Genomic DNA, 21,690 nt, shown 5'->3' with positions numbered 1-21,690 from the left:
GCCGGTTGAAGCATACAAATGAGCAAAGAAAGCATTCAGGAAGTCGTACAGAAAAGTCTAGAAGATTACTTCAATGACCTGGGCGAACAGCAAGCATCGAATATCTATGACATGGTCGTGCTGACCGTGGAAAAGCCCATCCTGGAAGTCGTGATGACACGCGCCGATGGCAACCAGTCGCACGCCGCGCAGATGCTGGGCATCAACCGCAATACCCTGCGCAAGAAATTGCAGGAGCACGGTTTGCTGTAATGCCGGCATGCAAGTGACGCCAAGATTTGAATCCGCCGCCGCCTCAGCCAGACGACTGAGCGGCGCCATTCGCCAAGAACACTTAACCACCTAGCCACAGCCATGATCAAACAAGCTCTCCTCTCCGTTTCCGACAAGACCGGCGTTCTCGAATTCGCCCGCGCCCTGTCCGCCCTTGGCGTCAACCTCCTGTCCACGGGCGGTACCGCAAAATTGCTGGCAGACAACGGTGTTCCCGTCACGGAAGTTGCCGATTACACGGGTTTCCCGGAGATGCTCGATGGCCGTGTGAAGACCCTGCACCCGAAAGTGCACGGCGGTATCCTGGCGCGCCGCGATTTCCCTGAGCACATGTCGAAACTGGTCGAGCACGACATGCCGACCATCGACATGGTGGTGGTCAACCTGTACCCGTTCCAGGGCACGGTCGCCAAGGCCGATTGCACCCTGGAAGACGCGATCGAAAACATCGATATCGGCGGCCCGACCATGCTGCGTTCGGCGGCCAAGAACCACAAGGACGTGGTCGTCATCTGCGACCCGAGCGACTACGACGCCGTGCTGGCGGAAATGCGCTCGGCCGACGGCAAGGCCGGCGACGTGAGCTACGACACCAAATTCATGCTGGCGAAGAAAGTCTTTGCGCACACGGCGCAATACGATGGCGCCATCACCAATTACCTGACCAGCCTGGGCCCGACGAAAGTGCACGCCGAGCGCGGCGCCTACCCGCAAATCCTCAACGTTGCATTTGAGAAAGTGCAAGACATGCGCTACGGTGAAAACCCGCACCAGAGCGCCGCCTTCTACCGCGACCTGGTCACCACCGATGGCGCGCTGGCCAACTACCGCCAGCTGCAAGGCAAGGAATTGTCGTACAACAACATCGCCGATGCGGATGCGGCCTGGGAATGCGTGAAGAGCATGGGCGGCTTCGAGCAAAGCGCTGCTTGCGTCATCGTCAAGCATGCGAACCCATGCGGCGTAGCGCTGGGCAAGAATGCGGCGGAAGCGTATGCGCGCGCCCTGCAGACGGACCCGACCTCGGCATTCGGCGGCATCATCGCGTTTAATACCGAACTCGACGGCGCCACGGCCGGCGAAATCGCCAAGCTGTTCGTCGAAGTGCTGATCGCTCCATCGTTCTCCGCCGAAGCGAAACAGATTCTGTCGAGCAAGCAAAACGTGCGCATGCTGGAAATCCCGCTGGGCGGCGGCGTGCACGCCATGGACTTCAAGCGCGTCGGTGGCGGCTTGCTGGTGCAATCGCCGGATGCGAAAAACGTCGGTATCGGCGACTTGCGCGTGGTCAGCAAGCTGCAGCCAACGCCGCAGCAATTGGCCGACCTGATGTTCGCCTGGAAAGTGGCGAAATTCGTCAAGTCGAACGCCATCGTCTTCTGCGGCAATAACATGACCCTGGGCGTGGGCGCAGGCCAGATGAGCCGTATCGACTCGGCCCGCATCGCGTCCATCAAGGCGCAAAACGCCGGCCTGAGCCTGACCGGCTCCGTGGTGGCGTCGGACGCCTTCTTCCCGTTCCGCGACGGCCTCGACGTCGTCGTCGACGCCGGCGCGACCTGCGTCATCCACCCGGGCGGCTCGATGCGCGACCAGGAAGTGATCGATGCGGCGGACGAGCGCGGCGTTGTCATGTTGTATACCGGAACCCGTCACTTCCGTCATTGATCTGGAACAGGCCGGGATTCAATACCCCGGCTGGCAGTAACTCAGCGGCAGGCACCGGTTATTCACCGGTGCCTGCCGTATTCATTATAGAATCTGGCGATGATTATTCTTGGCATCGATCCTGGCCTGCGCACGACCGGCTTTGGGGTCATTGAAAAACACGGCAACAAGCTGCGCTATATCGCGTCGGGTACCGTCAAGACGGGTTCCGAAGGGGAATTGCCGCCGCGCCTGAAGGTCATCTTGCAAGGCGTGGGCGAAATCGTCGGCACCTACCAGCCCGATTGCGCGGCCATCGAAAAAGTGTTTGTCAACGTCAATCCCCAATCGACCCTGCTGCTGGGTCAGGCGCGTGGCGCGGCCATCTGCGCGCTGGTCAACGCCGACCTGTCGGTGGCCGAATACACGGCGCTGCAAGTGAAGCAGGCCGTCACGGGCCACGGCAAGGCGGCCAAGGAACAGGTGCAGGAAATGGTGTCGCGCCTGCTGTCCTTGCCCGGCTTGCCCGGCACGGATGCGGCCGATGCCCTGGGCGTGGCCATTTGCCATGCCAACAGCATCGATGCGCTGGCCATGCTCGGCGCGCTGGCGCCCCAGCTGCAGGGGCTGCGCATGAAGCGCGGCCGTTTAGTGGGATAGCTGCATGGCCCTCATATATATACACAACATTAGGAACACGCGATGATAGGCCGTCTCTCCGGTATTTTGCTTGAAAAGAATCCGCCACAATTGCTGGTCGATTGCCAGGGCGTCGGCTATGAAGTCGACGTGCCGATGAGCACTTTTTACAACTTGCCCCACGTGGGCGAAAAAGTCGTGCTGTTCACGCACCAGGCCATCCGCGAAGATGCGCATTTGCTGTTTGGTTTCGGCAATGCGGCCGAGCGTGCCGTATTCCGCCAGTTGATCAAGATCACGGGCGTGGGCGCGCGCATGGCCCTGTCCATCCTGTCCGGCATGACGATCGCCGACCTGGCGCAAGCGATTACCCTGCAGGATTCCGGCCGCCTCGTGAAAGTACCTGGCATCGGCAAGAAGACGGCCGAACGTTTATTACTGGAATTGAAGGGCAAGATCGGTGCCGATCTTGGCCCGCTGGGCGCGCATGCGGCGCCGGACGCCCAATCGGATATCCTCAACGCGCTGGTCGCGCTTGGCTATTCGGACAAGGAAGCGCTGGCCGCCGTGAAAAACGTGCCGGCTGGCAGCGGCGTGTCCGATGGCATCAAACTGGCGCTGAAAGCGCTGTCGAAAGGCTGATAGGGCATGAGCATCCAGACCGACAGCTTCACGGAACAGCGCATCATCGATGCGGCGCCCATTTCGCACAACGAAGAGGCGATCGAACGGGCCTTGCGCCCGAAGCAACTCGATGAATATGTGGGGCAGGAAAAGATCCGCGACCAGCTGGAAATTTTTATTACGGCCGCACGCCAGCGCAAGGAAGCGCTCGACCACACTTTGTTGTTCGGCCCGCCTGGCCTGGGCAAGACGACCCTGGCGCACATCATCGCGCGCGAAATGGGCGTCAATCTGCGCCAGACCTCCGGCCCCGTGCTGGAGCGTCCGGGCGACCTGGCGGCGATCCTGACGAACCTGGAAGCGAACGACGTCCTGTTCATCGATGAAATCCATCGGCTGTCGCCCGTCGTGGAAGAGATTTTGTATCCGGCGCTTGAGGATTATCAAATCGATATCATGATCGGCGAAGGCCCGGCCGCCCGTTCCGTAAAACTCGATTTGCAGCCGTTTACATTAGTGGGCGCCACCACGCGCGCCGGCATGCTGACCAATCCGCTGCGCGACCGCTTCGGCATCGTGGCGCGCCTGGAGTTCTACAACACGGGCGAATTGACGAAGATCGTCACGCGCAGCGCCGCCTTGCTGAAGGCGCCCATCGATCCGGAAGGCGCGCATGAAATCGCCCAGCGCGCGCGCGGCACGCCCCGCATCGCCAACCGCCTGCTGCGCCGCGTGCGCGATTTCGCGGAAGTCAAAAGCAATGGCGAGATCACCAAGGTGGTGGCCGACCGCGCGCTGGCCATGCTCGACGTCGATTCCGCCGGCTTTGATGTGATGGACCGCAAGCTGCTCGAAGCCGTGCTGTTCAAGTTCGGCGGCGGCCCCGTCGGCATCGGCAACCTGGCGGCGGCCATCGGCGAAGCGGCCGATACCATCGAAGACGTGCTGGAACCGTACCTGATACAGCAAGGTTTCCTGCAGCGCACGCCCCGTGGCCGTGTCGCCACGCCGGCCGCGTACCTGCACTTCGGCGTCAGCGCGCCGCGCATGGGTCCCGGCGGCGAAGCGTGGGAACTGTGATGGCGGAAGGCAGCCAACAGACTGCGCCGGGCATGCAGATCTGGATCGACGCCGACGCCTGTCCCGTCGTCATCAAGGAAATCCTGTACCGCGTGGCCGACCGCCTGGAGCTGCCGCTCACCCTGGTGGCCAACCAGGGCTTGCGCGTGCCACCTTCGCGTTTCATCCGTACCGTGCAAGTGCCGTCCGGCGCCGACGTGGCCGACCAGGAAATCGTGCGCCTGCTCAATCCGGGCGACCTCGTCATCACGGGCGACATCCCGCTGGCCGCCGACGTGCTGACCAAGGGCGGTTTTGCGCTGAACCCCCGTGGCGAGTTTTACACGAAGGACAATATCGCCCAGCAACTGACGATGCGCGCCTTCATGGAAGAATTGCGCAGCGGCGGCGTCGACACGGGCGGCCCGGCCGCCTTCAGCCAGTCGGACCGGCAACAGTTCGCCAACAGCCTGGACCGGCATCTGAGCAAGCATCACCGCAAGCCGGCGTAAAGCGGCAGGCTTTAAAAAAACCGGCGCAAGCCGGTTTTTTTAAAGCCAATTTGATCTAGCGCACAACTTTTCTCGTACCCACCACTTCCACCGTCACGCGGCGGTTCTTGGCGCGCCCGGCGGCGCTCGTGTTGTCGGCCACGGGCTGCGTTTCTCCCTTGCCTTCCGTGTAGACGCGGTTCGTTTCCACGCCTTGCGCCACCAGGTAAGCCTTGACGGCTTCGGCGCGGCGCTGCGACAGTTTCTGGTTGTAGGCATCCGGACCGACGGCATCCGTATGGCCCACCGTGACGATGACTTCCAGGTCCATGCCATTCAACTGGCCCAGCAACTGGTCCAGCGCCGCCTTGCCTTGCGGCTTGAGCGTCGATTGATCGAAATCAAACAATGCCTCCGAAGCAAACGACACTTTTTCCGCTACTGGTGTTGGCGCCGGCGCGGCCACGATGACAGGCGCCGGCATGGCGACGACAGGGGCGACGTCGGGCGCCGGCTGGTAGGCGGGCGTGGCGCTGGCCGGGCGGCCCAGTTTATACACGAGGCTGACGGAATACAGGTCCGCATCGCCGCGGTTGCCCACGGCGTCGTTCAAGCGATAGCGCTCGACTTCGCCGCGCAGGGCCAGCGCTTCGCTGAACTTGTATTCCAGGCCCAGGCCCAGCTTGGCATTGAGCTTGCGCTCGCTGGCATGCGTATTGGCCGAACCCAGCAGGCGGTTGCCGCTGAACTCCGTACTCGTCTTGGTGTAGTGCATGCCGACCCGGCCCAGCAGGGACAGGCGCTGCGACAGCGGCAGCTGGCCCAGCAAGTCCAGGTTCACGCCGCGAAAGCCCGCTTCACCGTTGAGTACGCCGTTGCCGCTGGTGGTCGACTGGAAATTGAACTTGCCCAGGTCAAAGTAACCGCCTTCCACGGCGAAGTACTGGTTCAGTTGCCGGCCGACAAACAGTTTATAGCCCGTGTCGCGCTGGTCCTTGGCAAAACCGGTGACGGTTTCGCCGTTGGCGGCCAGGCTGGCGCGCAGGCGCGGCTCGTCGATGGTGGCGCGCGACTGGCCTACGCCCGCGCCGAGGTACCAGGCGCTGTTGGCCCAGTCCGGGTTGATGAAAGTGTTGTCCTGCGCCTGCGCCGCTTGCGCCGCCAGCAAGGCGCCGGCCATCACGCTCAGGGCGCCCAGTGTGTGTGCGATAGTCATGGTCATGTCCCGGTTATTTGGTGATCTGGTTGTTGCGCAGGGTAACGGCGGCAGCCGTCAGCACGCGGCCATTGAGCAGGGTCGTGTTGTCGCCCACCGTGATGGCGGCCGACTGGCCCAGGATATTGCCCTTGAAGACGCTGTTCGCGGCCAGGGTGGTGGGGCCGACGGGCAGCCAGCTGACGTTGTCGGCCGTGGCGCCATTGTTCAGGGCAACCACCGAGTTGACGGTCGAATTCAAGGTCAGCGCCGTGCGGAAGATGTACACGCCGGGACCGTTCAGGGTCAGCGTACCCGTGATGCTGATGGCGCCCGCATAGCAATACACGCCGGGGCCGAAGGTCTGGCCGCCGAGGTCGATGCCGCCGGCAAAGCTGACGTCGCAAGTGCGGCTGTTGCCGTCCGTGATCGCCGCTTGCAAATCCGTCATGGCGCCGGCCAGGATGGCGCCCGATTTGTAGTTGGTAAAACCGGCCGCCTGGGTCGGGTCGACCGTTTGCGACGGCGCACCGACGTCGCCCGTGATCAGGGTGGTGCCGCCAGAATTGTTGGTGATCGAGGTGCCGGCCAGCACGCCGAATGGCGCCGCGCGGCCCAGGATGATCGGGTTCAGGACGGGCGGGATGGCGACGGCGGTGACGGTCAGCAGCGCGCTGCCCGACTGGCCGCCGGCCGTGGCCGTGATATTGCTGGTGCCGACGGCGATGCCTGTGGCGACGCCCGTGTTCAATACCGTGGCATTGGCGACCGTAGCCGACGTCCAGACGGCGCTATTGGTGATGATGGCGTTCGAGCTGTCCGAATACGTTGCCGTGGCAACGAATTGCTGCGTGGCGCCGACAGCGATGCTGGCGGTGGCCGGCGTGACGGCGATGCTGGCCAGGGTGAGGGCAGGCACGGTGACGGTGGTGCTGGCCGTCTTGCCGTTGAAGCTGGCATTCATGACGCTGTTACCAAACGCAACGCCGGTGACGAGGCCATTGCTGGCGACGCTGGCGAAAGCGGGCGTGGCGGCAACGAAGCTGCTGCCGGCCGTGACGTCGGCGGTGCTGCCATCCGAATACGTGGCAAGGACGGCCAGCTGGCGCGTCGCGGCGACGGGGATGATGGGGTTTTGCGGCGTGACTGCAATAGCCAGCAAGGTCGCTGGCGTGACGGTCAGCATGCTGCTGGCGCTCTTGCCACCAAATGCGGCAGCGATAGCCGAGGTGCCGGCAGCGATGCCGGTGCTCAAGCCAGTGGCGGCATTGACCGTAGCGCTGGCCGGCGTGGCCGACGTCCAGGCCGCCTTGGCGCTGACGTCTTGCGCCGAGCCGTCGCTGTACGTGGCGATGGCCGTGAATTGCTGGCCCGCGCCGATGGCGACGGTGGCCGTGGCGGGCGTGACTGCCAGGCTGGACAGGGTGGCGCCCGGCAAGCCGAGGATGGGATCGCGCCCCTGGTCACCGCCGCCGCAGCCGGCGAGGGCAGTCATGGCCAACAAACCTGCCGAGACGAGCAGCGGGGTCAGATATCGCTTGAAGAGATTCATATAGTTCCTTTGTGCATGGCAGTCATTGCCGGGCATCCGCGGATGGGGTCATCCGGCAGAGCCATGCCGCCTTTCGCTACAGGGCGATGGCGTCACAGGCATGCACTATTTCATTTAGGAAACTTCAAGTATGTTCGGTGGCGCGCATAGCTTGCCCGCACGTGGAAATACGCGGGAATGGGAGCAATTCGGCCTGGAAAACAACAGGTTTGCCGCAGGAGGGACGAAAAAAAGCCGGCGCAGGGCCGGCTTCATCAGGGCAGGGCGGGCGTTGTTTACTCTTCGCGCACCCACGTTTGCGAGCGGCCAAACATCGGCACGCCGACATAGCCGCGCACTTGCAGCTTGGTGCCGCCTTCGATCAGCTCGGCCTTGCTCTTGTAGACCTTGCCGCTGGCCGGGTCCGTGATTTCGCCGCCCGTCCATTCCTTGCCGTCATATTTCAGGCCGGACAGGATCACCAGGCCGATGATGGGCTGGTCCTTGTTGGCGCCCGTGCACTTGTCGCACTTGGGATTTTGCTCTTCGTTCGGGCCGCGGAACAGCTTTTCGATCTTGCCTTGCAAGACGCCGTTGCTTTCCGTGATGACGACGAGGGATTTCGGCTTGCCGCTGGCATCGTCGATGGTTTTCCACGTGCCGACGGGGGTGTAGTTGCCGTCGCGCGCGGCGGCGCTGCCGGCGATGGCCAGGGCGGCCATCATGATGCTTGCTGTGACGCTTGCTTTGAAAATTTTATGCATTGCTAGTCTCCAATGGTTTTTTTGATCGGGTCACGAACAGTGTATATACCAAGGCAAGACCAGCCATCCTGCGCGGCGTCACGGATGACGCCGCGCAATCTTTCCAAACTTGCCTTATGCGCTGGCTAGTTTAGCAAACTGTTCGCGCAGTTTTTCAATTGTCGCCGAAAAACTGAGCAAACGCTCGTTTTCTTGCGCAACGATGGCGGCAGGGGCGCGCGCGACGAAACTTTCATTGCCCAATTTGCTGTTGACCTTGGCAATTTCCGCTTCGATGCGGGCGATTTCCTTGCCCAGGCGCTCGCGTTCGGCGGCCACGTCGATTTCCACTTTCAGCATCAGCTTGGTGGTGCCGACGATGGCGACGGCCGCTGGCGAGTCCGGCAACGCATCGACGATCTGCACCTCGGCCAGCTTGCCCAGCGACTGGATGTACGGTGCGTACGACGCCAGCGCTTCTTTCTCGCTGGCATTGCCTGCCTCGACGATCAGCGGCACGCGCACGGATGGCGAGATCTGCATTTCGCCGCGCAGGTTGCGCGTCGCGTCCGTCAAGGCTTTCAGCTGCTGCATCCACGCTTCGGCCGACTCGTCGATCTTGTCGGTGTTGGCGATAGGATACGGCTGCATCATGATCGAATCGCCCTCTGGCTTGAGCGTCTTGCCGGCCAGTGGCGCCACTGTCTGCCACAGCGCTTCCGTGACGAAGGGGATGATCGGATGGGCCAGGCGCAGCACCACTTCCAGCACGCGCAGCAGGGTGTGGCGGGTGGCGCGCTGCTGGCCTTCCGTGCCTTGCTGTACTTGCACCTTGGCGACTTCCAGGTACCAGTCGCAATACTCGTCCCACACGAATTTGTAGATCGATGCGGCGATATTGTCGAAACGGAAGTCTTCGAAGCCCTTGGCCACGTCCAGTTCCGCTTTTTGCAGCAGGGAAATAATCCACTTGTCGGCTTGCGACAGATCAACGTCATTTGCCGTGCAATCCTTGCCTTCCGTGTTCATCATGACGAAACGGGTGGCGTTCCACATCTTGTTGCAGAAGTTGCGGTAGCCTTCGCAGCGGCCCAGGTCGAAATTGATGTTGCGGCCCAGCGATGCATAGCTGGCCATGGTGAAGCGCACGGCGTCCGTGCCGTAGGCCGAAATGCCTTCCGGGAATTCCTTGCGCGTGGCCTTGGTGATCTTTTCCGCGTCGCGCGGGTTCATCAGGCCCGTGGTGCGCTTGACGATCAAGCCTTCCAGGTCGATGCCGTCGATCAAGTCGATCGGGTCCAGCGTGTTGCCCTTCGACTTGGACATCTTTTGCCCTGTCGAATCGCGCACGAGGCCGTGCACGTAGACGGTTTCAAACGGCACCTTGCCCGTGAAGTGTGCCGTCATCATGACCATGCGCGCGACCCAGAAGAAGATGATGTCGAAACCCGTCACCAGCACGGACGACGGCAGGAAGGCCTTCATGTCCGGGGTTTCTTCAGGCCAACCCATGGTCGAGAACGGCACCAGGGCCGACGAGAACCACGTGTCGAGCACGTCGTCGTCGCGCTTCAAGGGACCCGTGCTGCCGGCGGCCAGTGCCTTGGCTTCCGCTTCGGCTTGCGTTTTCGCAACAAAGATATTGCCGGCGTCGTCGTACCACGCCGGGATTTGATGGCCCCACCACAGTTGGCGCGAGATGCACCAGTCCTGGATGTTGTTGAGCCACTGGTTGTAGGTGGTGCTCCAGTTTTCCGGCACGAACTTGATTTCGCCGTTGGCGACCTTGTCCAGCGCCGTTTCCGCGATCGACTTGCCTGGGAAGAAAGTACCTTCCGGGGCCGGCTTGCTCATGGCGACAAACCACTGGTCCGTCAGCATCGGCTCGATGACGACGCCCGTGCGGTCGCCGCGCGGCACCATCAGTTTATGGGGCTTGACTTGCTCCAGCAAGCCTTGCGCATCGAGGTCGGCGACGATCTGCTTGCGCGCGGCGAAGCGGTCCATGCCGCGGTAGGCCTCGGGCGCATCGTCCGTGATCTTCGCGTCCAGGGTCAGGATGACGATCTGCGCCAGCTTGTGGCGTTGGCCCACGGCGTAATCGTTCATGTCGTGTGCAGGCGTAATCTTCACGCAGCCCGTGCCGAATTCCTTGTCGACGTATTCGTCGGCGATGATGGGGATTTCGCGGTCCGTCAGCGGCAGTTTCAGCATCTTGCCCACCAGCGCCGTGTAGCGCTCGTCTGTCGGATCGACGGCCACGGCCACGTCGCCCAGCATGGTTTCAGGACGGGTGGTGGCCACCGTCAGGAAGCCGCTGCCGTCGGCCAGCGGGTATTTGATGTACCACATGGAACCGTCTTCTTCCTCGGACACCACTTCCAGATCCGAGACAGCCGTGCCCAGCACGGGGTCCCAGTTGACGAGGCGCTTGCCGCGGTAGATCAAGCCTTGCTCGAACAGGCGCACGAAGACGTCGGTGACGACTTTCGAGCGCGGTTCATCCATCGTGAAGTATTCGCGCTGCCAGTCGGCCGAGGCGCCCAGGCGGCGCATCTGGCCGGTGATGATGGAACCGGATTTTTCTTTCCATTCCCACACTTTTTCCACAAATTTCTCGCGGCCCAGGTCATGGCGCGAAATCTTTTGCGCGTCCAGCTGGCGTTGCACGACGATTTGCGTGGCGATGCCCGCGTGGTCGGTGCCGGGAATCCAGGCCGTGTTGTGGCCCAGCATGCGGTGGTAGCGGGTCAGGCCATCCATGATGGTCTGGTTGAACGCATGGCCCATGTGCAGGGTGCCGGTGACGTTCGGCGGCGGCAACTGGATGCTGAAGGAAGGTTTTCCGGCATCGAGGGTGGCGGTGAAGTAACCGCGCTGTTCCCACTCGGTGCGCCAGAATTGTTCAATGTCGGCGGGCTCGAAAGACTTGGCTAATTCCATGATTTGGCGTGTGATTGGCAAAAGGAACCATTATAAGGGGTGCATAAAGCATGCGCAGCAAATAGCGGCCCTGGATGCGCCGAAAAGCCGCGCACGATTGAGCAATATTGCTTCATTGTATTTTTTCTAAGCTATCATCTTTGCAACATTATTTGAAAGTCCAGAAGATCATGAAGAGATTGTGGCAATTGGCCGTGCTCGGCGCTGGATTGGCTGCCGGGGAAGCATGCGCCGGCGTTCCTGAGGGGATGGCGGCTTTCCAGCGCGGGCGTTGCATCGATGCCGTGGCGCAATTGCGGGGACCGGCACAGGGCGGCAATATCAAGGCGCAAAAGGTTCTCGGCGATATCTACCTGGGCGAGGAGCGATGTGCGGACGTGGCGCGCAGCGATGCCGAAGCCGGGCGCTGGTATCTGCTGGCTGCGAAGGGCGGCGATCGCGTTGCGCAGGAGGCACTGGTTTCCCTGTATACGAGCTGGTCGGGCAGCCTGCGCAATCCGGCGCGCGCGCTGCCCTGGCTGCGCAGTCTGGCATCGCAGGGCGCCGGCGAACCGATGGCGCAACTGGCGCAAATGTATGAACGGGGCGAAGGCGTGCCGGCCGACAAGGTGGTGTCGTATGCGCTCAGACTGCTGGCGCTGCAAGACAAGAAATGGAAGGGCGCGGCCGAGCTGGAGACGTATCTGCCGGCGCGCCGCCGCGCGATGTCGCCGGACCAGGTCGACGAGGCCGTGCGCCTGGCCGGCCGCTGGAAGCGCGGCGCGTCCCTGCCGGCGACGTCGCAGACGGGACGGCGCTCGCCGCAGGACTGGTACCGCCGCGCCGCCGAGGGCGGCGACATGGACGCCGCCTACCAGCTGGGCATGCTGTGCTGCAACGGGGCAGATGGCCTGGATGAAAAGGAGGCCGCCCGCTGGCTGCGCAAGGCGGCCGAAAGCGGCAACGCCAAGGCCCAGCTGCAGCTGGCCACGGTGTACGGCCTGGATCGGGGCGTGCCGCAGGACTATGTGCTCGCTTCCATGCTGAGCCAGCTGGCGGCGGCGGGCGGGGAAGCGGGGGCCGCCGCCGCCGTGGCCGGCTGGGCAAAGGCGATGAACGCGGCGCAAAACGCCGAGGCGGACCGGCTGGCGCGGGCGTGGAAGGTGGGCATGCCGCTGCCGCAGCTTACCGTGCACGGCATGGAACGGGTGATCCATTATGTGCGCGAGGCGCGCGACAAGCTGCCGCCGACGCCCGAGGTGCGAGCGCTGTTCGACGCCGCCAGCGAGGGCGATGAAGCCGCTTTCGGCAAGCTGCTGGCCGGCGTCGCCTCGCCGGGCGCCTACCGGAGCGGCGAGAATACCTTGCTGCACGTCTTGATCTTGCCCGCGTACAGCCTGGTCGAAGCGGAACAGGCGTGGCAGAAGGCGCAACCGCGTCTGGACGATGAGTTGCTGCAACAGATGCAGCGGCGGGCGCACCGCGAGGCGCAACGCGAGCGGCACGCCGCGCTGCTGCCGGCCAGGCTGCGCATGATGACGCTGCTGTTGCAGCGCGGCGTGCCGGTCGATGAAGGCACCGGGGGCAGGAGCGTCGCGCCCCTGCACCTGGCGGCCATGTATGGCAACGCCGCGATGGTGCGGCTGTTGCTGGCCCATGGCGCCGACGTCCGGCACTATGGCGCCGGAAACGACACCTTGGCGCCGCTGGAATACGCGCTGCAGCAGGAAGCTGCGGACACTCTGCCGGAATTGCTCGACGCGGATGAGCGTACGGCGAACATGGTCGCCTTGCTGGACGCGGGTTCCGGCCTGCCGTATCTGGTGGGCGACCAGCGCATGGCAGAGCTGCGCCAGGCACAGAAGACGAAAGACGGCGCGGCGCGGCCGGCCGAACGGCCGCAGGCCGATGACGTGCTGTGGAGCCGCTTGCTGGGCCTGACGCGCGGCACCGAAGTGCTCGATAAAATGCTGGCCACCGGCACCACGCCCGAGATCGACGACAAGGGCAAGTCGCTGTACGCCTACGCCGCCGAAGCGGGCAACGCCGGCGCGCTGGACTGGCTCAAGCAGCGCGTGCCCCGGCATGATGCAAAAGGCAATGACCGCTGGCTCGATGCCGCGATGCGCGCCATGTACCAGCACCAACCGGCGTCCGAGGACGTGCTGCGCCAGTTGGTGATGCCCGGCATGCCGTGGGTGCAAGTCGGCCCCGCAGCCGAAGGGTTGCACATGAGAAAACTGACGACGCTCGATACGCTGCACCTGGAAACGGAGACGCTGCTGTGGCATGCCGTGCGCAGCCAGCGGCCCGACTGGGTCGCCCGCCTGGCCGCGATGGGCGCGCCCGTCGTCAGCGACGGCTATCGTCCCCCCTTGCTCGCGGCCGTCGAAAATGGCGATGCGGCAATGGTCAAGCTGCTGCTGGACTTGGGCGCCGATCCGCTGGGCGGGGAATTCCCCGTCTTGCGGACGGCGCTGAAACTGAAGCCGACGCCGGAAAGCAATTCGGTGCTGACCTTGTTGCTGGCCGCTGTCGCGGCGCGCCAGCCGCCAGCAGACCTCAAGTGGTCGCCGCTGGACGAGGCGCTGCGTTCCGTGCGTGATGCGGCCGGCGTCGAACGGGTACGCCTGATGCTGGCGGCAGGCTTGCCGGCCAGCCAGTTGAGCAATAACGCCGCCATGCTCGCCGTGGCCTCGCCGCAGCGCGCACTGGCGCCACTGTTGCTGGAGCACGGCATGTTGCGGCGCGCCGACGGCGTGCGGCGCGCGCCGGGCGATGCGGCGGTGCTGCGCCAGGCGCTGCGGGCGCGGCGCGGCGATCTGCTGCCGCGTCTGCTGGACCTGGGACTGGACCCGAACTGGCGCGGCGCCAATCAGAAGAGTGCGCTGGAGCAAGCCATCGTCAGCGGCGAGACCGAGGCCGTGCGCCTGTTCATCGCGCGCGGTGCGCGGATCGATGACAGCACGGGGCACGCATGGGGCAGCGCGCTGGACCTGGCCGCCGCCAGCCTCGACGCCGATATGCTGGCCCTCGTCACGCGCGGCTCGACGCTGCCGCTGGACAAGGTGTGCCTGCCGGATACGTCGAACCTGGTCAACATCGTCATGAACGCATCCGACGCGTACTGGAACTTGCTGCTCCAGCAGGGTTTTGCCGCCGCGCCGCAGCAGTGCGAGCACGCCATGGCGCCGCGCCTGATCACCGCCTTTGCCGACGAACCGGGGGGCATACTGGCCGGCTGGCTGGGCCAGCGCTTTGCCGCGCGCCTGCCGCGCCTGGCTGGCGGCCTGCGGCAACTCGCGCCGCAGGACTGGAGCGCGCTGCGCACCGCGGGGCGCGACGACATGCTGGCCATCCTGGCGGCCGGTGGCTGGCAGGTGCCGCCCGCCGCAGTTGCGGCCGCGCCCGTACACAAGGACAAGGCTGCCGACCTGGCGCTGCAACAGCGTTTGCCGGGGCGCTATGCGCTGGGGCGCAAGACCGAGGTCGCGTCGCAGATCGTCCTGCGCGCCGACGGGCGTTTCAGCTACGGGATGGTGTATGGCGTCGATGAGCAAGCTGCGCAGGGGCGCTGGTCGGTGCTGGACGGCGAGTTGCTGCTGCAGGGCGATGGGGCATCGCCCGATGCGCCATTTGCGTTGTTGCCGCCGCGCCCGGGCGACGCCACCACCGGCCCGGCCCGCATCATCGTCGAGTATCGCGACGAGGCCGTAGCCGATATCGGCCTGGCGGCGCTGGGCGATGCGCCCGCGTTTGCCAAAGGCGTCAGCGGCAAGCAGCCGTGGCAGGTGCCGTTTGGCGGGCCGCTACGGCATCTGGTGCTGTCCCATCCGGAAGCGGGCATCGCCACGGTGGCGCTGCCGGCCCGGCAAGGCCTGTTGCGTTTTGCGCTGTATCCGCCGCGCTCGGGCATGCGCGATTTCCACGCCGTCATCGGCATAGAGGAGGGCCAGCTGGCCTGGAATCGCGACGGGCAAATGCTGTCGTACGACAAGGTGAAGTAAGCGCGGCCGTCGCCTGGGCAGGGCGACCGTCCCGGCATCGGGAGGGGGCCGTAAGCCCGTGTTTTGGCGGCCTGGCGAGTCGTTTTACTGCAACAGAACGGGGATCAAGGCGCTGCCGATGCTATAATGCCGGCCTCGGCGCCTCCTGCCTCATCCTTGCGGACGGCGCCTGCAGACGCGGTTGTACCAACGTTTCATATCCAACACGCGCCCGCGTCTCAAGGCCAGCGCATCCGCGATGCCAGCCACCTTCAGCGCGTCCCCTTCGGGCCGGGCGCCTGAGCCACGCGCACCGCCAGCGGTGCACCATTCACGGCGGAATACCGCGCGCCATCGTCTTTATCGGCCGCGCCGCCACAGCTTAGCCAGGAATGTTGTTATCTGGCCCGTCGTCTTTCGATACGGCATGTAACTACGGCGCGCCTTGACGCCTGTGGCCGCGCCATGGCCGCGCGCTTTCCTGGTTTTGCCTTTACAAGGAAACCAGCATGAAAAAACTCTCGATCAGTGTCGGCCTCGTTTCGACCATCGCCACCCTGGGCGCCTTGCCTGCCGCCCACGCCCAGTCGTCAGTCACCCTATATGGCTTGATGGATGCGGGCCTGGTGCAGGAAGGCGGCGTCAGCAAGCTCACCAGCGGTGTATCGGCCGGCTCGCGCCTGGGCTTGCGCGGCACGGAATCCCTGGGCAATGGCTTGCACGCCGTGTTCACGCTGGAAGCGGGCGTCCTGAGCGACTCGGGCCGCTCCGACCAGGGGGGGCAATTGTTCGGCCGCCAGGCGTTTGTCGGCATCGACAGCCCGTTGGGCATGCTGACCGTGGGCCGCCAGTACAACCTGCAAAGCCAGGCGCTGACCGACGTGGCCGATCCGTTCGAGGGCGGCCTGGCCGGCGCGGCGACCAACCTGGCCGGCTATTCGGCCACGCGCATCGACAATACCGTGCGCTACACCTCGCCGGAATGGCGCGGCGTGACGGGCACCGTCATGTATGGTGCCGGCGAGCACACGGGGATTGCGGCAGATCAACGTTCGCTGGGCCTGGCATTGGGTTATGTCAACGGTCCCCTGACCTTGCGCCTGGCGCGCCAGAGCCGTGCCGGCGAGCCGGGCAAGGCCGACGTGAATAACACCATTCTGGCCGGCAATTACAACTTTGGCGTGGCCACGGCGTTTGCCGGCTATGGCCGCAACACGGGCGATGGCAGCAGCATGTTCTTTGCGGAAAATCCGTACGGCGCGGCGCAGGCGCCGGCCCAGTCCACCGACAGCCGCGACGCCATCGTCGGCGTCTCCGTGCCGCTCGGTGCGACGACCCTGCTGGCCTCGTATGTGCGCAAGGATGACCGCGATGCGGCCAACCGCGACGCGCAGCAGCTGGCCATCGGCGCCACGTATGCCTTGTCCAAGCGCAGCAAGGTGTATGTTGCCTACGCGCATATCCGCAACCGCAACGACGCCGCCTACATGGTGGGCAATGCAACCGAAGTGGGCAGCGGCAACCGCGCCTTCAACATCGGCCTGCGCCACGCTTTTTAAGCGGGCAGCATGTTGCCTTCGAGCAGCAATGTCTCGAAAGCGGCGGCGGCCAGGGGGCGGCTGAACAAATAGCCCTGCATCTGGTCGCAGCCGTGCTGGCGCAGGAAGTCCAGCTGCTGCGCCGTTTCCACGCCTTCCGCGATCACTTTCAGGCGCAGGCTGTGCGCCAGTGAAATGATGGCGCGCACGATGGCCGCGTCGTCCATGCTGTGCGTGATGTCGCTGACGAAGGTTTTGTCGATTTTCAATACGTCGATGGGGAAGTGGCGCAGGTAGGCCAGGCTGGAGTAGCCGGTGCCGAAGTCATCGATGGACAGTTGCACGCCCAGTCCCTTCAGCTTGGCCATGATGACCGTGGCTTGTTCCACGTCATGCATGACCATGCTTTCCGTCAACTCCAGTTCCAGATGGGCCGCAGCGAGTCCCGTGTCCGCCAGCGCCTGCGCCACCGCGTGCAGCAGGTTCTTTTGCTTGAATTGCCTCGCCGACAGATTGACGGCCAGGCGCAGCGGGCCATGGCCGGCCAGCTGCCAGGCGCGCGCCTGGGCGCATGCCGTGCGCAGCACCCAGTCGCCGATGGGCGTGATCAAGCCCATTTCCTCGGCCAGGCCGATGAAGCTGGCCGGCGGAATCCGTCCCAGCTGCGGGTGGGTCCAGCGCAGCAGCGCTTCCATGCCCACCACCGTGCCGCTGGCCAGGTCCAGCTGGGGCTGGTATTCGAGGTGGAATTGCCCCCGCTCCAGGGCGTGGCGCAGCTCGCTCTCCAGTCCCAGCCGTTCCAGGGTGCCCGTATTCATGCTCGCGGCATAGAATTGCCAGTGGCCCCGTCCCTGTTCCTTCGCGCGGTACATGGCGATGTCGGCGTGCTTGATCAGCGTGTCGGCATCGTCGCCATCGTCGGGATACACGGCCACGCCCATGCAGCAGCTGAGGAAAAATTCATATTCGCCCAGTTGCAACGGTTGCGTCACGGCGTCCTGGATGCGCTGCAGGATGGCCACGCCCGGTTCGCCATTGCCGTGCTGGGGCAGCAGCAGCACGAATTCGTCGCCGCCCAGGCGCGCCACGGTGTCGACTTCGCGCGTCGCGTCGCGCAGGCGCTCGGCCACGCTTTTCAGCACCAGGTCGCCCGCATCGTGGCCCAGGGTATCGTTGACGAATTTAAAGCGGTCGAGGTCGATGAAAACCACCCACAGGGGCAGGCCGCTGCGCCGCGTCACGGCCATCGCCTGCTCCAGCCTTTCGCGCAGCAGGGCCCGGTTGGCCAGGCCCGTCAGGATATCGTGCCTGGCCTGGAATTCCAGTTCCTGTTCGAAACGCATGACGGTGCTGATGTCGTATTGCGCTACGACAAAGTGGCTGACGGGGCCATCGCCATCGTCGCGCACGGGAGCGACGAACAGCTCGCTCCAGTAGCAGCTGCCATCCTTGCGGAAATTGCGCACGATGGCCTTGCCTTCGCGCTGTTCGCGCAGGGCCGCCGTAATGGCGTGCATGTCTTGCCGCCCTTGCTCCGGACCTTGCAAGTCTTCCAGACGCTGGCCGATGACTTCGCCGGCCGCATAGCCGGTGATGCGTTCGAAGGCGGGGTTGACGTATTCGATCAGGTAGCCGGGCGCGTCGGCGCTGCACAGGATGATGGCATTGGCCGACACTTCGATGATGCGTTCGCGCAGCCGCAGCGACTTTTCATTGTGCATGCGCGCGGCGATGTCTTCGGACAGGCGCAAATTGGCAAACTGCAGCGCCGCCGTGCGTTCGCCCGTGATGCGGGCAATCACGGAATTGCGCGACACCAGCTGATACACATACGCGGCCGCCAGCAGGCTCGACAGCAAACCGCCCAGCAGCACATACAGCGAGCCGCGGTGGTTGGCGTCCAGGCCCATGCCTTTGGCCGGCAGCAGGGCGGCGCCCAAGGTGTGTGCGCTGGCGTGGTACTGCAGCAGCAGCCGGGTGCTTTCCGACTCGATCTGGCGCGCCGAGGCGTAGCACAGGGCCGTCAGACACAGTCCGAACGCCAGGGTGAGCAGGGCCGAAGTGGAAACGGAAATGGAGATGCGCTTGAAGAATGATTGCATGGTGACGTCCCGTGGCAGCGCCGGTGCCGATCCATGATCAGGCAGGCCGGGCAGTGACTGACTGTAGGGCGGGCGGCGAAATACCGTCCGTTCGCTACCGAACGGACGGCCATGCCGGCAAGAAATATAGTCGGGGCACCGTGCCAGCGCTGTGTTACGCTGCACCACATGGCGGCCCTCGTTCGGACGCCTTTCATCGATCCCCTAGCTGACGACTGGAAACCAGGAAACCTGCCCATGTCGAGTCCGCATGCCCAGCTGCACAACCCGAATCAAAACCATTTGCTTGCCGCCATGCTCGACGCCGATTTCGCGCGCCTGGCCCCGTACCTGGAGCAAGTGTCGATGCTGCTCGGCGACGTGATCTACGATTCGGGCGACAAGCTGCAGCATGTGTATTTCCCCACCACGGCCATCGTTTCCATTCATTACCTGCTGGAAAATGGCGGTTCGTCGGAAATTGCCGGTGTCGGCAATGAAGGCGTCGTGGGCGTGTCGCTGTTTATGGGCGGCAACTCGACACCGAGCCGCGCCGTCGTGCAGACGGGCGGCGTCGGCTACCGGCTGAAGGCCCATTTGCTGATGGAAGAGTTCGACCGCGCGGGGCCCGTCATGCGCTTGCTGCTGCGCTATACGCAGGCGCTGATCACGCAAATGTCGCAGACGGCCGTGTGCAACCGCCACCATACGGTGGAGCAGCAGCTGTGCCGCTGGCTGCTGCTGACCATGGACCGCTTGCCGAACCGCGAGCTGACCATGACGCAGGAGTTGATCGCCAACATGCTGGGCGTGCGCCGCGAAGGCGTGACGGAAGCGGCCGGGCGCCTGCAGCAGCACGGCTTCATCAGCTACCGGCGCGGCCATATTTCCGTGCTGGACCGCGCCGGCCTCGAAGGCCATGTGTGCGAATGCTATGGCGTGGTCAAAAAGGAATTTGCGCGCCTGCTGTCGGACGTGCGCCAGCGCCAGTCTTCCTGAAGACCGCACTGCCTCGTATTCTTATCGTTGTCATAGCCCGGGCTACCTCATGCAATCTGTCGAAAACATTCCCCCGCGCGCACCGTCGCGCTGGCCCATGGCGCTGGCGTTTTCCTTCAGCGCCGTCGCGCTGCTGGCCGTCGGCGTGCTGGCCTGGCGCGCGCCGTTCGAGACGGCTTGCGTCATCGACGCGCTGGTCTTCTTGCTGCTGATGCTGCTCGTGGCGCTGTACCGGCGCACGGTGGCGGCCAGCCTGCCGCGCCAACTGCTCAAGGCGGGCGCCTTGCAGGATGCGATCTTCAACAGCGCCAATTTCTCGTGCATCGCCACCGATGCGCAGGGCGTGATCCAGATTTTCAATGTGGGCGCCGAACGCATGCTCGGTTATGCGGCGAGCGACGTGGTGGACAAGCTGACGCCGGCTGGCATTTCCGATGCGCAAGAAATCGTCGCGCGCGCGGCCGCCCTCAGCGCCGAACTCGACACCGTCATCACGCCCGGCGTGGAAGCGCTCGTCTTCAAGGCCACGCGCGGCATCGAAGACATCTATGAACTGACCTACATCCGCAACGATGGCAGCCGCTTCCCCGCCATCGTTTCCGTGACGGCCTTGCGCGATGCGCAGAGCAAGGTCATCGGCTACTTGCTGATCGGCACCGACAATACGGCACGCAAGCAGGTCGAGGCGGAACAGGCGCTGCTGGACCAGCGCCTGCGCGAACAGCAGGCGTACACGCGCTCGCTCGTCGAAACCAACAATGCCGAGCTGAAGAAGGCGCGCCTGGTGGCGGAAAAGGCCAACCGCGCCAAGTCCGAATTCCTGTCGAGCATGAGCCACGAATTGCGCACGCCCCTGAATGCCGTGCTGGGCTTTGCGCAGCTGATGGCGTCCGACGTGCCGCCGCCCACCGTGCCGCAGCAGCGCTCGATCGAACAGATCCTCAAGGGAGGCTGGTATCTCTTGCGCTTGATCAATGAAATCCTCGACCTGGCCATGATCGAATCGGGCAAGGTGACGTTGTCGCAGGAAGCGATGTCGCTGCTCGACGTGCTGCAGGATTGCCAGGCGATGATCGCGCCGCAGGCGGAAAAGCGCGGCATCAGCCTGCATTTCCCCCGCTGCGGCGAAGCCTACTTCGTGCATGCGGACCGCACGCGCGTGAAACAGGTGATGATCAACCTGTTGTCGAACGCCATCAAATACAACCAGGGCGGCGGTTCCGTCACCGTCGACTGCAGCCAGCGCGGCGCCAAGGTGCGCGTCAGCGTGCGCGACAGCGGCGCCGGCCTCGATGCGGGGCAGGTGGCGCAGCTGTTCCAGCCTTTCAACCGCCTGGGACAGGAAAACAGCACGGAAGAGGGCACGGGCATCGGCCTCGTCGTCACCAAGCAGCTGGTCGAGCTGATGGGCGGCGCCATCGGCGTCGACAGCACGGTGGGCGTGGGCACCACCTTCTGGTTCGAGCTGGCCGCCAGCAGCGCGCCGGCACTGATGCTGGGCGACGGCGATGCGCTGCCGCAGGCGCAGGAAGCGCAGGAAAGCCAGCGCACCTTGCTGTACGTGGAAGACAATCCCGCGAACCTGGCGCTGGTCGAGCAATTGATCGCCCGCCGCAGCGACTTGAAGCTGCTGACGGCCATCGATGCGCACCTGGGCATCGACCTGGCGCGCACGTATCAGCCGGACGTGATCTTGATGGATATCAACCTGCCCGGCATCAGCGGCTATGGCGCCCTGCATATCCTGCACGACGATCCGCTCACGAAACATATTCCCGTGATGGCCCTGTCGGCCAACGCTGTGCCGCGCGACATCGAAAAGGGCCTGGAAGCGGGCTTCTTCCGCTACCTGACCAAGCCGATCAAGGTCGTCGAATTCATGGATGCGCTCGACGTGGCCCTGCATTATGCGGCCGCGCACGGCCTGGCCGACGACACTCATGCAGTACGCTAATTCAGCAT

At 64.2% G+C, this 21,690-nt stretch carries 15 protein-coding genes; 10 read left to right on the top strand and 5 right to left on the bottom strand.

Annotated features, from left to right (window positions below):
* Positions 1 to 18 precede the first annotated feature (18 nt).
* The 6 genes from O3299_RS26110 to O3299_RS26085 all read left to right on the top strand — a co-directional run bounded on the left by O3299_RS26110 (position 19) and on the right by O3299_RS26085 (position 4,754).
* A complete protein-coding gene (locus O3299_RS26110; protein WP_008445162.1) occupies positions 19 to 252 on the top strand; it encodes a helix-turn-helix domain-containing protein in 234 nt (77 codons plus the stop codon).
* A 102-nt stretch (positions 253 to 354) separates the two neighbouring features.
* Positions 355 to 1,941, top strand: a complete 1,587-nt coding sequence (gene purH / locus O3299_RS26105) for a bifunctional phosphoribosylaminoimidazolecarboxamide formyltransferase/IMP cyclohydrolase (RefSeq protein ID WP_077399554.1) — start codon at positions 355 to 357, stop codon at positions 1,939 to 1,941.
* Positions 1,942 to 2,040: 99 nt separating this feature from the next.
* Entirely contained in the window at positions 2,041 to 2,580 is a 540-nt protein-coding gene (ruvC, locus tag O3299_RS26100; RefSeq protein ID WP_289913592.1) for a crossover junction endodeoxyribonuclease RuvC, read from the top strand.
* 42 nt (positions 2,581 to 2,622) lie between these two features.
* A complete protein-coding gene (ruvA, locus tag O3299_RS26095; RefSeq protein ID WP_034784779.1) occupies positions 2,623 to 3,201 on the top strand; it encodes a Holliday junction branch migration protein RuvA in 579 nt (192 codons plus the stop codon).
* Between the two features lie 6 nt (positions 3,202 to 3,207).
* Entirely contained in the window at positions 3,208 to 4,263 is a 1,056-nt protein-coding gene (gene ruvB, locus O3299_RS26090) for a Holliday junction branch migration DNA helicase RuvB (protein ID WP_034749202.1), read from the top strand.
* A 32-nt stretch (positions 4,264 to 4,295) separates the two neighbouring features.
* The gene (locus tag O3299_RS26085; protein ID WP_099668247.1) at positions 4,296 to 4,754 is read left to right on the top strand and encodes a YaiI/YqxD family protein; all 459 of its coding nucleotides are present in this window, start codon (positions 4,296 to 4,298) and stop codon (positions 4,752 to 4,754) included.
* Positions 4,755 to 4,809: 55 nt separating this feature from the next.
* Here the strand turns inward: O3299_RS26085 and O3299_RS26080 are convergent, their stop codons facing one another.
* The 4 genes from O3299_RS26080 to O3299_RS26065 form a co-directional block, all read right to left on the bottom strand.
* Positions 4,810 to 5,949 (bottom strand): OmpA family protein, encoded by a 1,140-nt coding sequence (locus tag O3299_RS26080; RefSeq protein WP_305063527.1) that lies wholly within the window; start codon positions 5,947 to 5,949, stop codon positions 4,810 to 4,812.
* A 13-nt stretch (positions 5,950 to 5,962) separates the two neighbouring features.
* Entirely contained in the window at positions 5,963 to 7,423 is a 1,461-nt protein-coding gene (locus O3299_RS26075; RefSeq protein WP_305063526.1) for an ice-binding family protein, read from the bottom strand.
* Between the two features lie 332 nt (positions 7,424 to 7,755).
* Positions 7,756 to 8,223: a DUF2147 domain-containing protein gene (locus O3299_RS26070; RefSeq protein ID WP_099665508.1), complete on the bottom strand. Its 468-nt coding sequence runs from the start codon at positions 8,221 to 8,223 to the stop codon at positions 7,756 to 7,758.
* A gap of 114 nt (positions 8,224 to 8,337) precedes the next feature.
* Positions 8,338 to 11,145: a valine--tRNA ligase gene (locus tag O3299_RS26065; protein ID WP_251351007.1), complete on the bottom strand. Its 2,808-nt coding sequence runs from the start codon at positions 11,143 to 11,145 to the stop codon at positions 8,338 to 8,340.
* 170 nt (positions 11,146 to 11,315) lie between these two features.
* Here O3299_RS26065 and O3299_RS26060 point away from each other — a divergent pair, with 170 nt between their 5' ends.
* Both O3299_RS26060 and O3299_RS26055 read left to right on the top strand, forming a co-directional pair.
* A complete protein-coding gene (locus tag O3299_RS26060) occupies positions 11,316 to 15,131 on the top strand; it encodes an ankyrin repeat domain-containing protein (protein ID WP_305063525.1) in 3,816 nt (1,271 codons plus the stop codon).
* 488 nt (positions 15,132 to 15,619) lie between these two features.
* Entirely contained in the window at positions 15,620 to 16,669 is a 1,050-nt protein-coding gene (locus O3299_RS26055) for a porin (protein WP_305063524.1), read from the top strand.
* Here the strand turns inward: O3299_RS26055 and O3299_RS26050 are convergent.
* Positions 16,666 to 18,750 carry a bifunctional diguanylate cyclase/phosphodiesterase gene (locus tag O3299_RS26050; protein WP_251351010.1) on the bottom strand — a complete coding sequence of 695 codons (2,085 nt, stop codon included), beginning with the start codon at positions 18,748 to 18,750 and terminating at the stop codon, positions 16,666 to 16,668. The two genes, O3299_RS26055 and O3299_RS26050, sit on opposite strands and share 4 nt — an antisense overlap.
* A gap of 237 nt (positions 18,751 to 18,987) precedes the next feature.
* On the opposite strand from O3299_RS26050, the gene O3299_RS26045 reads away from it, so the two are divergent.
* Positions 18,988 to 19,728, top strand: a complete 741-nt coding sequence (locus tag O3299_RS26045; RefSeq protein WP_305054567.1) for a Crp/Fnr family transcriptional regulator — start codon at positions 18,988 to 18,990, stop codon at positions 19,726 to 19,728.
* Between the two features lie 49 nt (positions 19,729 to 19,777).
* Complete coding sequence (locus O3299_RS26040) at positions 19,778 to 21,682, top strand: ATP-binding protein (protein ID WP_305054568.1); 1,905 nt, start codon at positions 19,778 to 19,780, stop codon at positions 21,680 to 21,682.
* Positions 21,683 to 21,690: the final 8 nt, after the last annotated feature.

This window comes from Janthinobacterium sp. SUN176, assembly GCF_030587335.1.
Classification (GTDB): Bacteria; Pseudomonadota; Gammaproteobacteria; order Burkholderiales; family Burkholderiaceae_D; genus Janthinobacterium; species Janthinobacterium kumbetense.
Note: the sequence above shows the minus strand (reverse complement) of the source record. Positions and strands in the feature narration are given on the sequence as shown.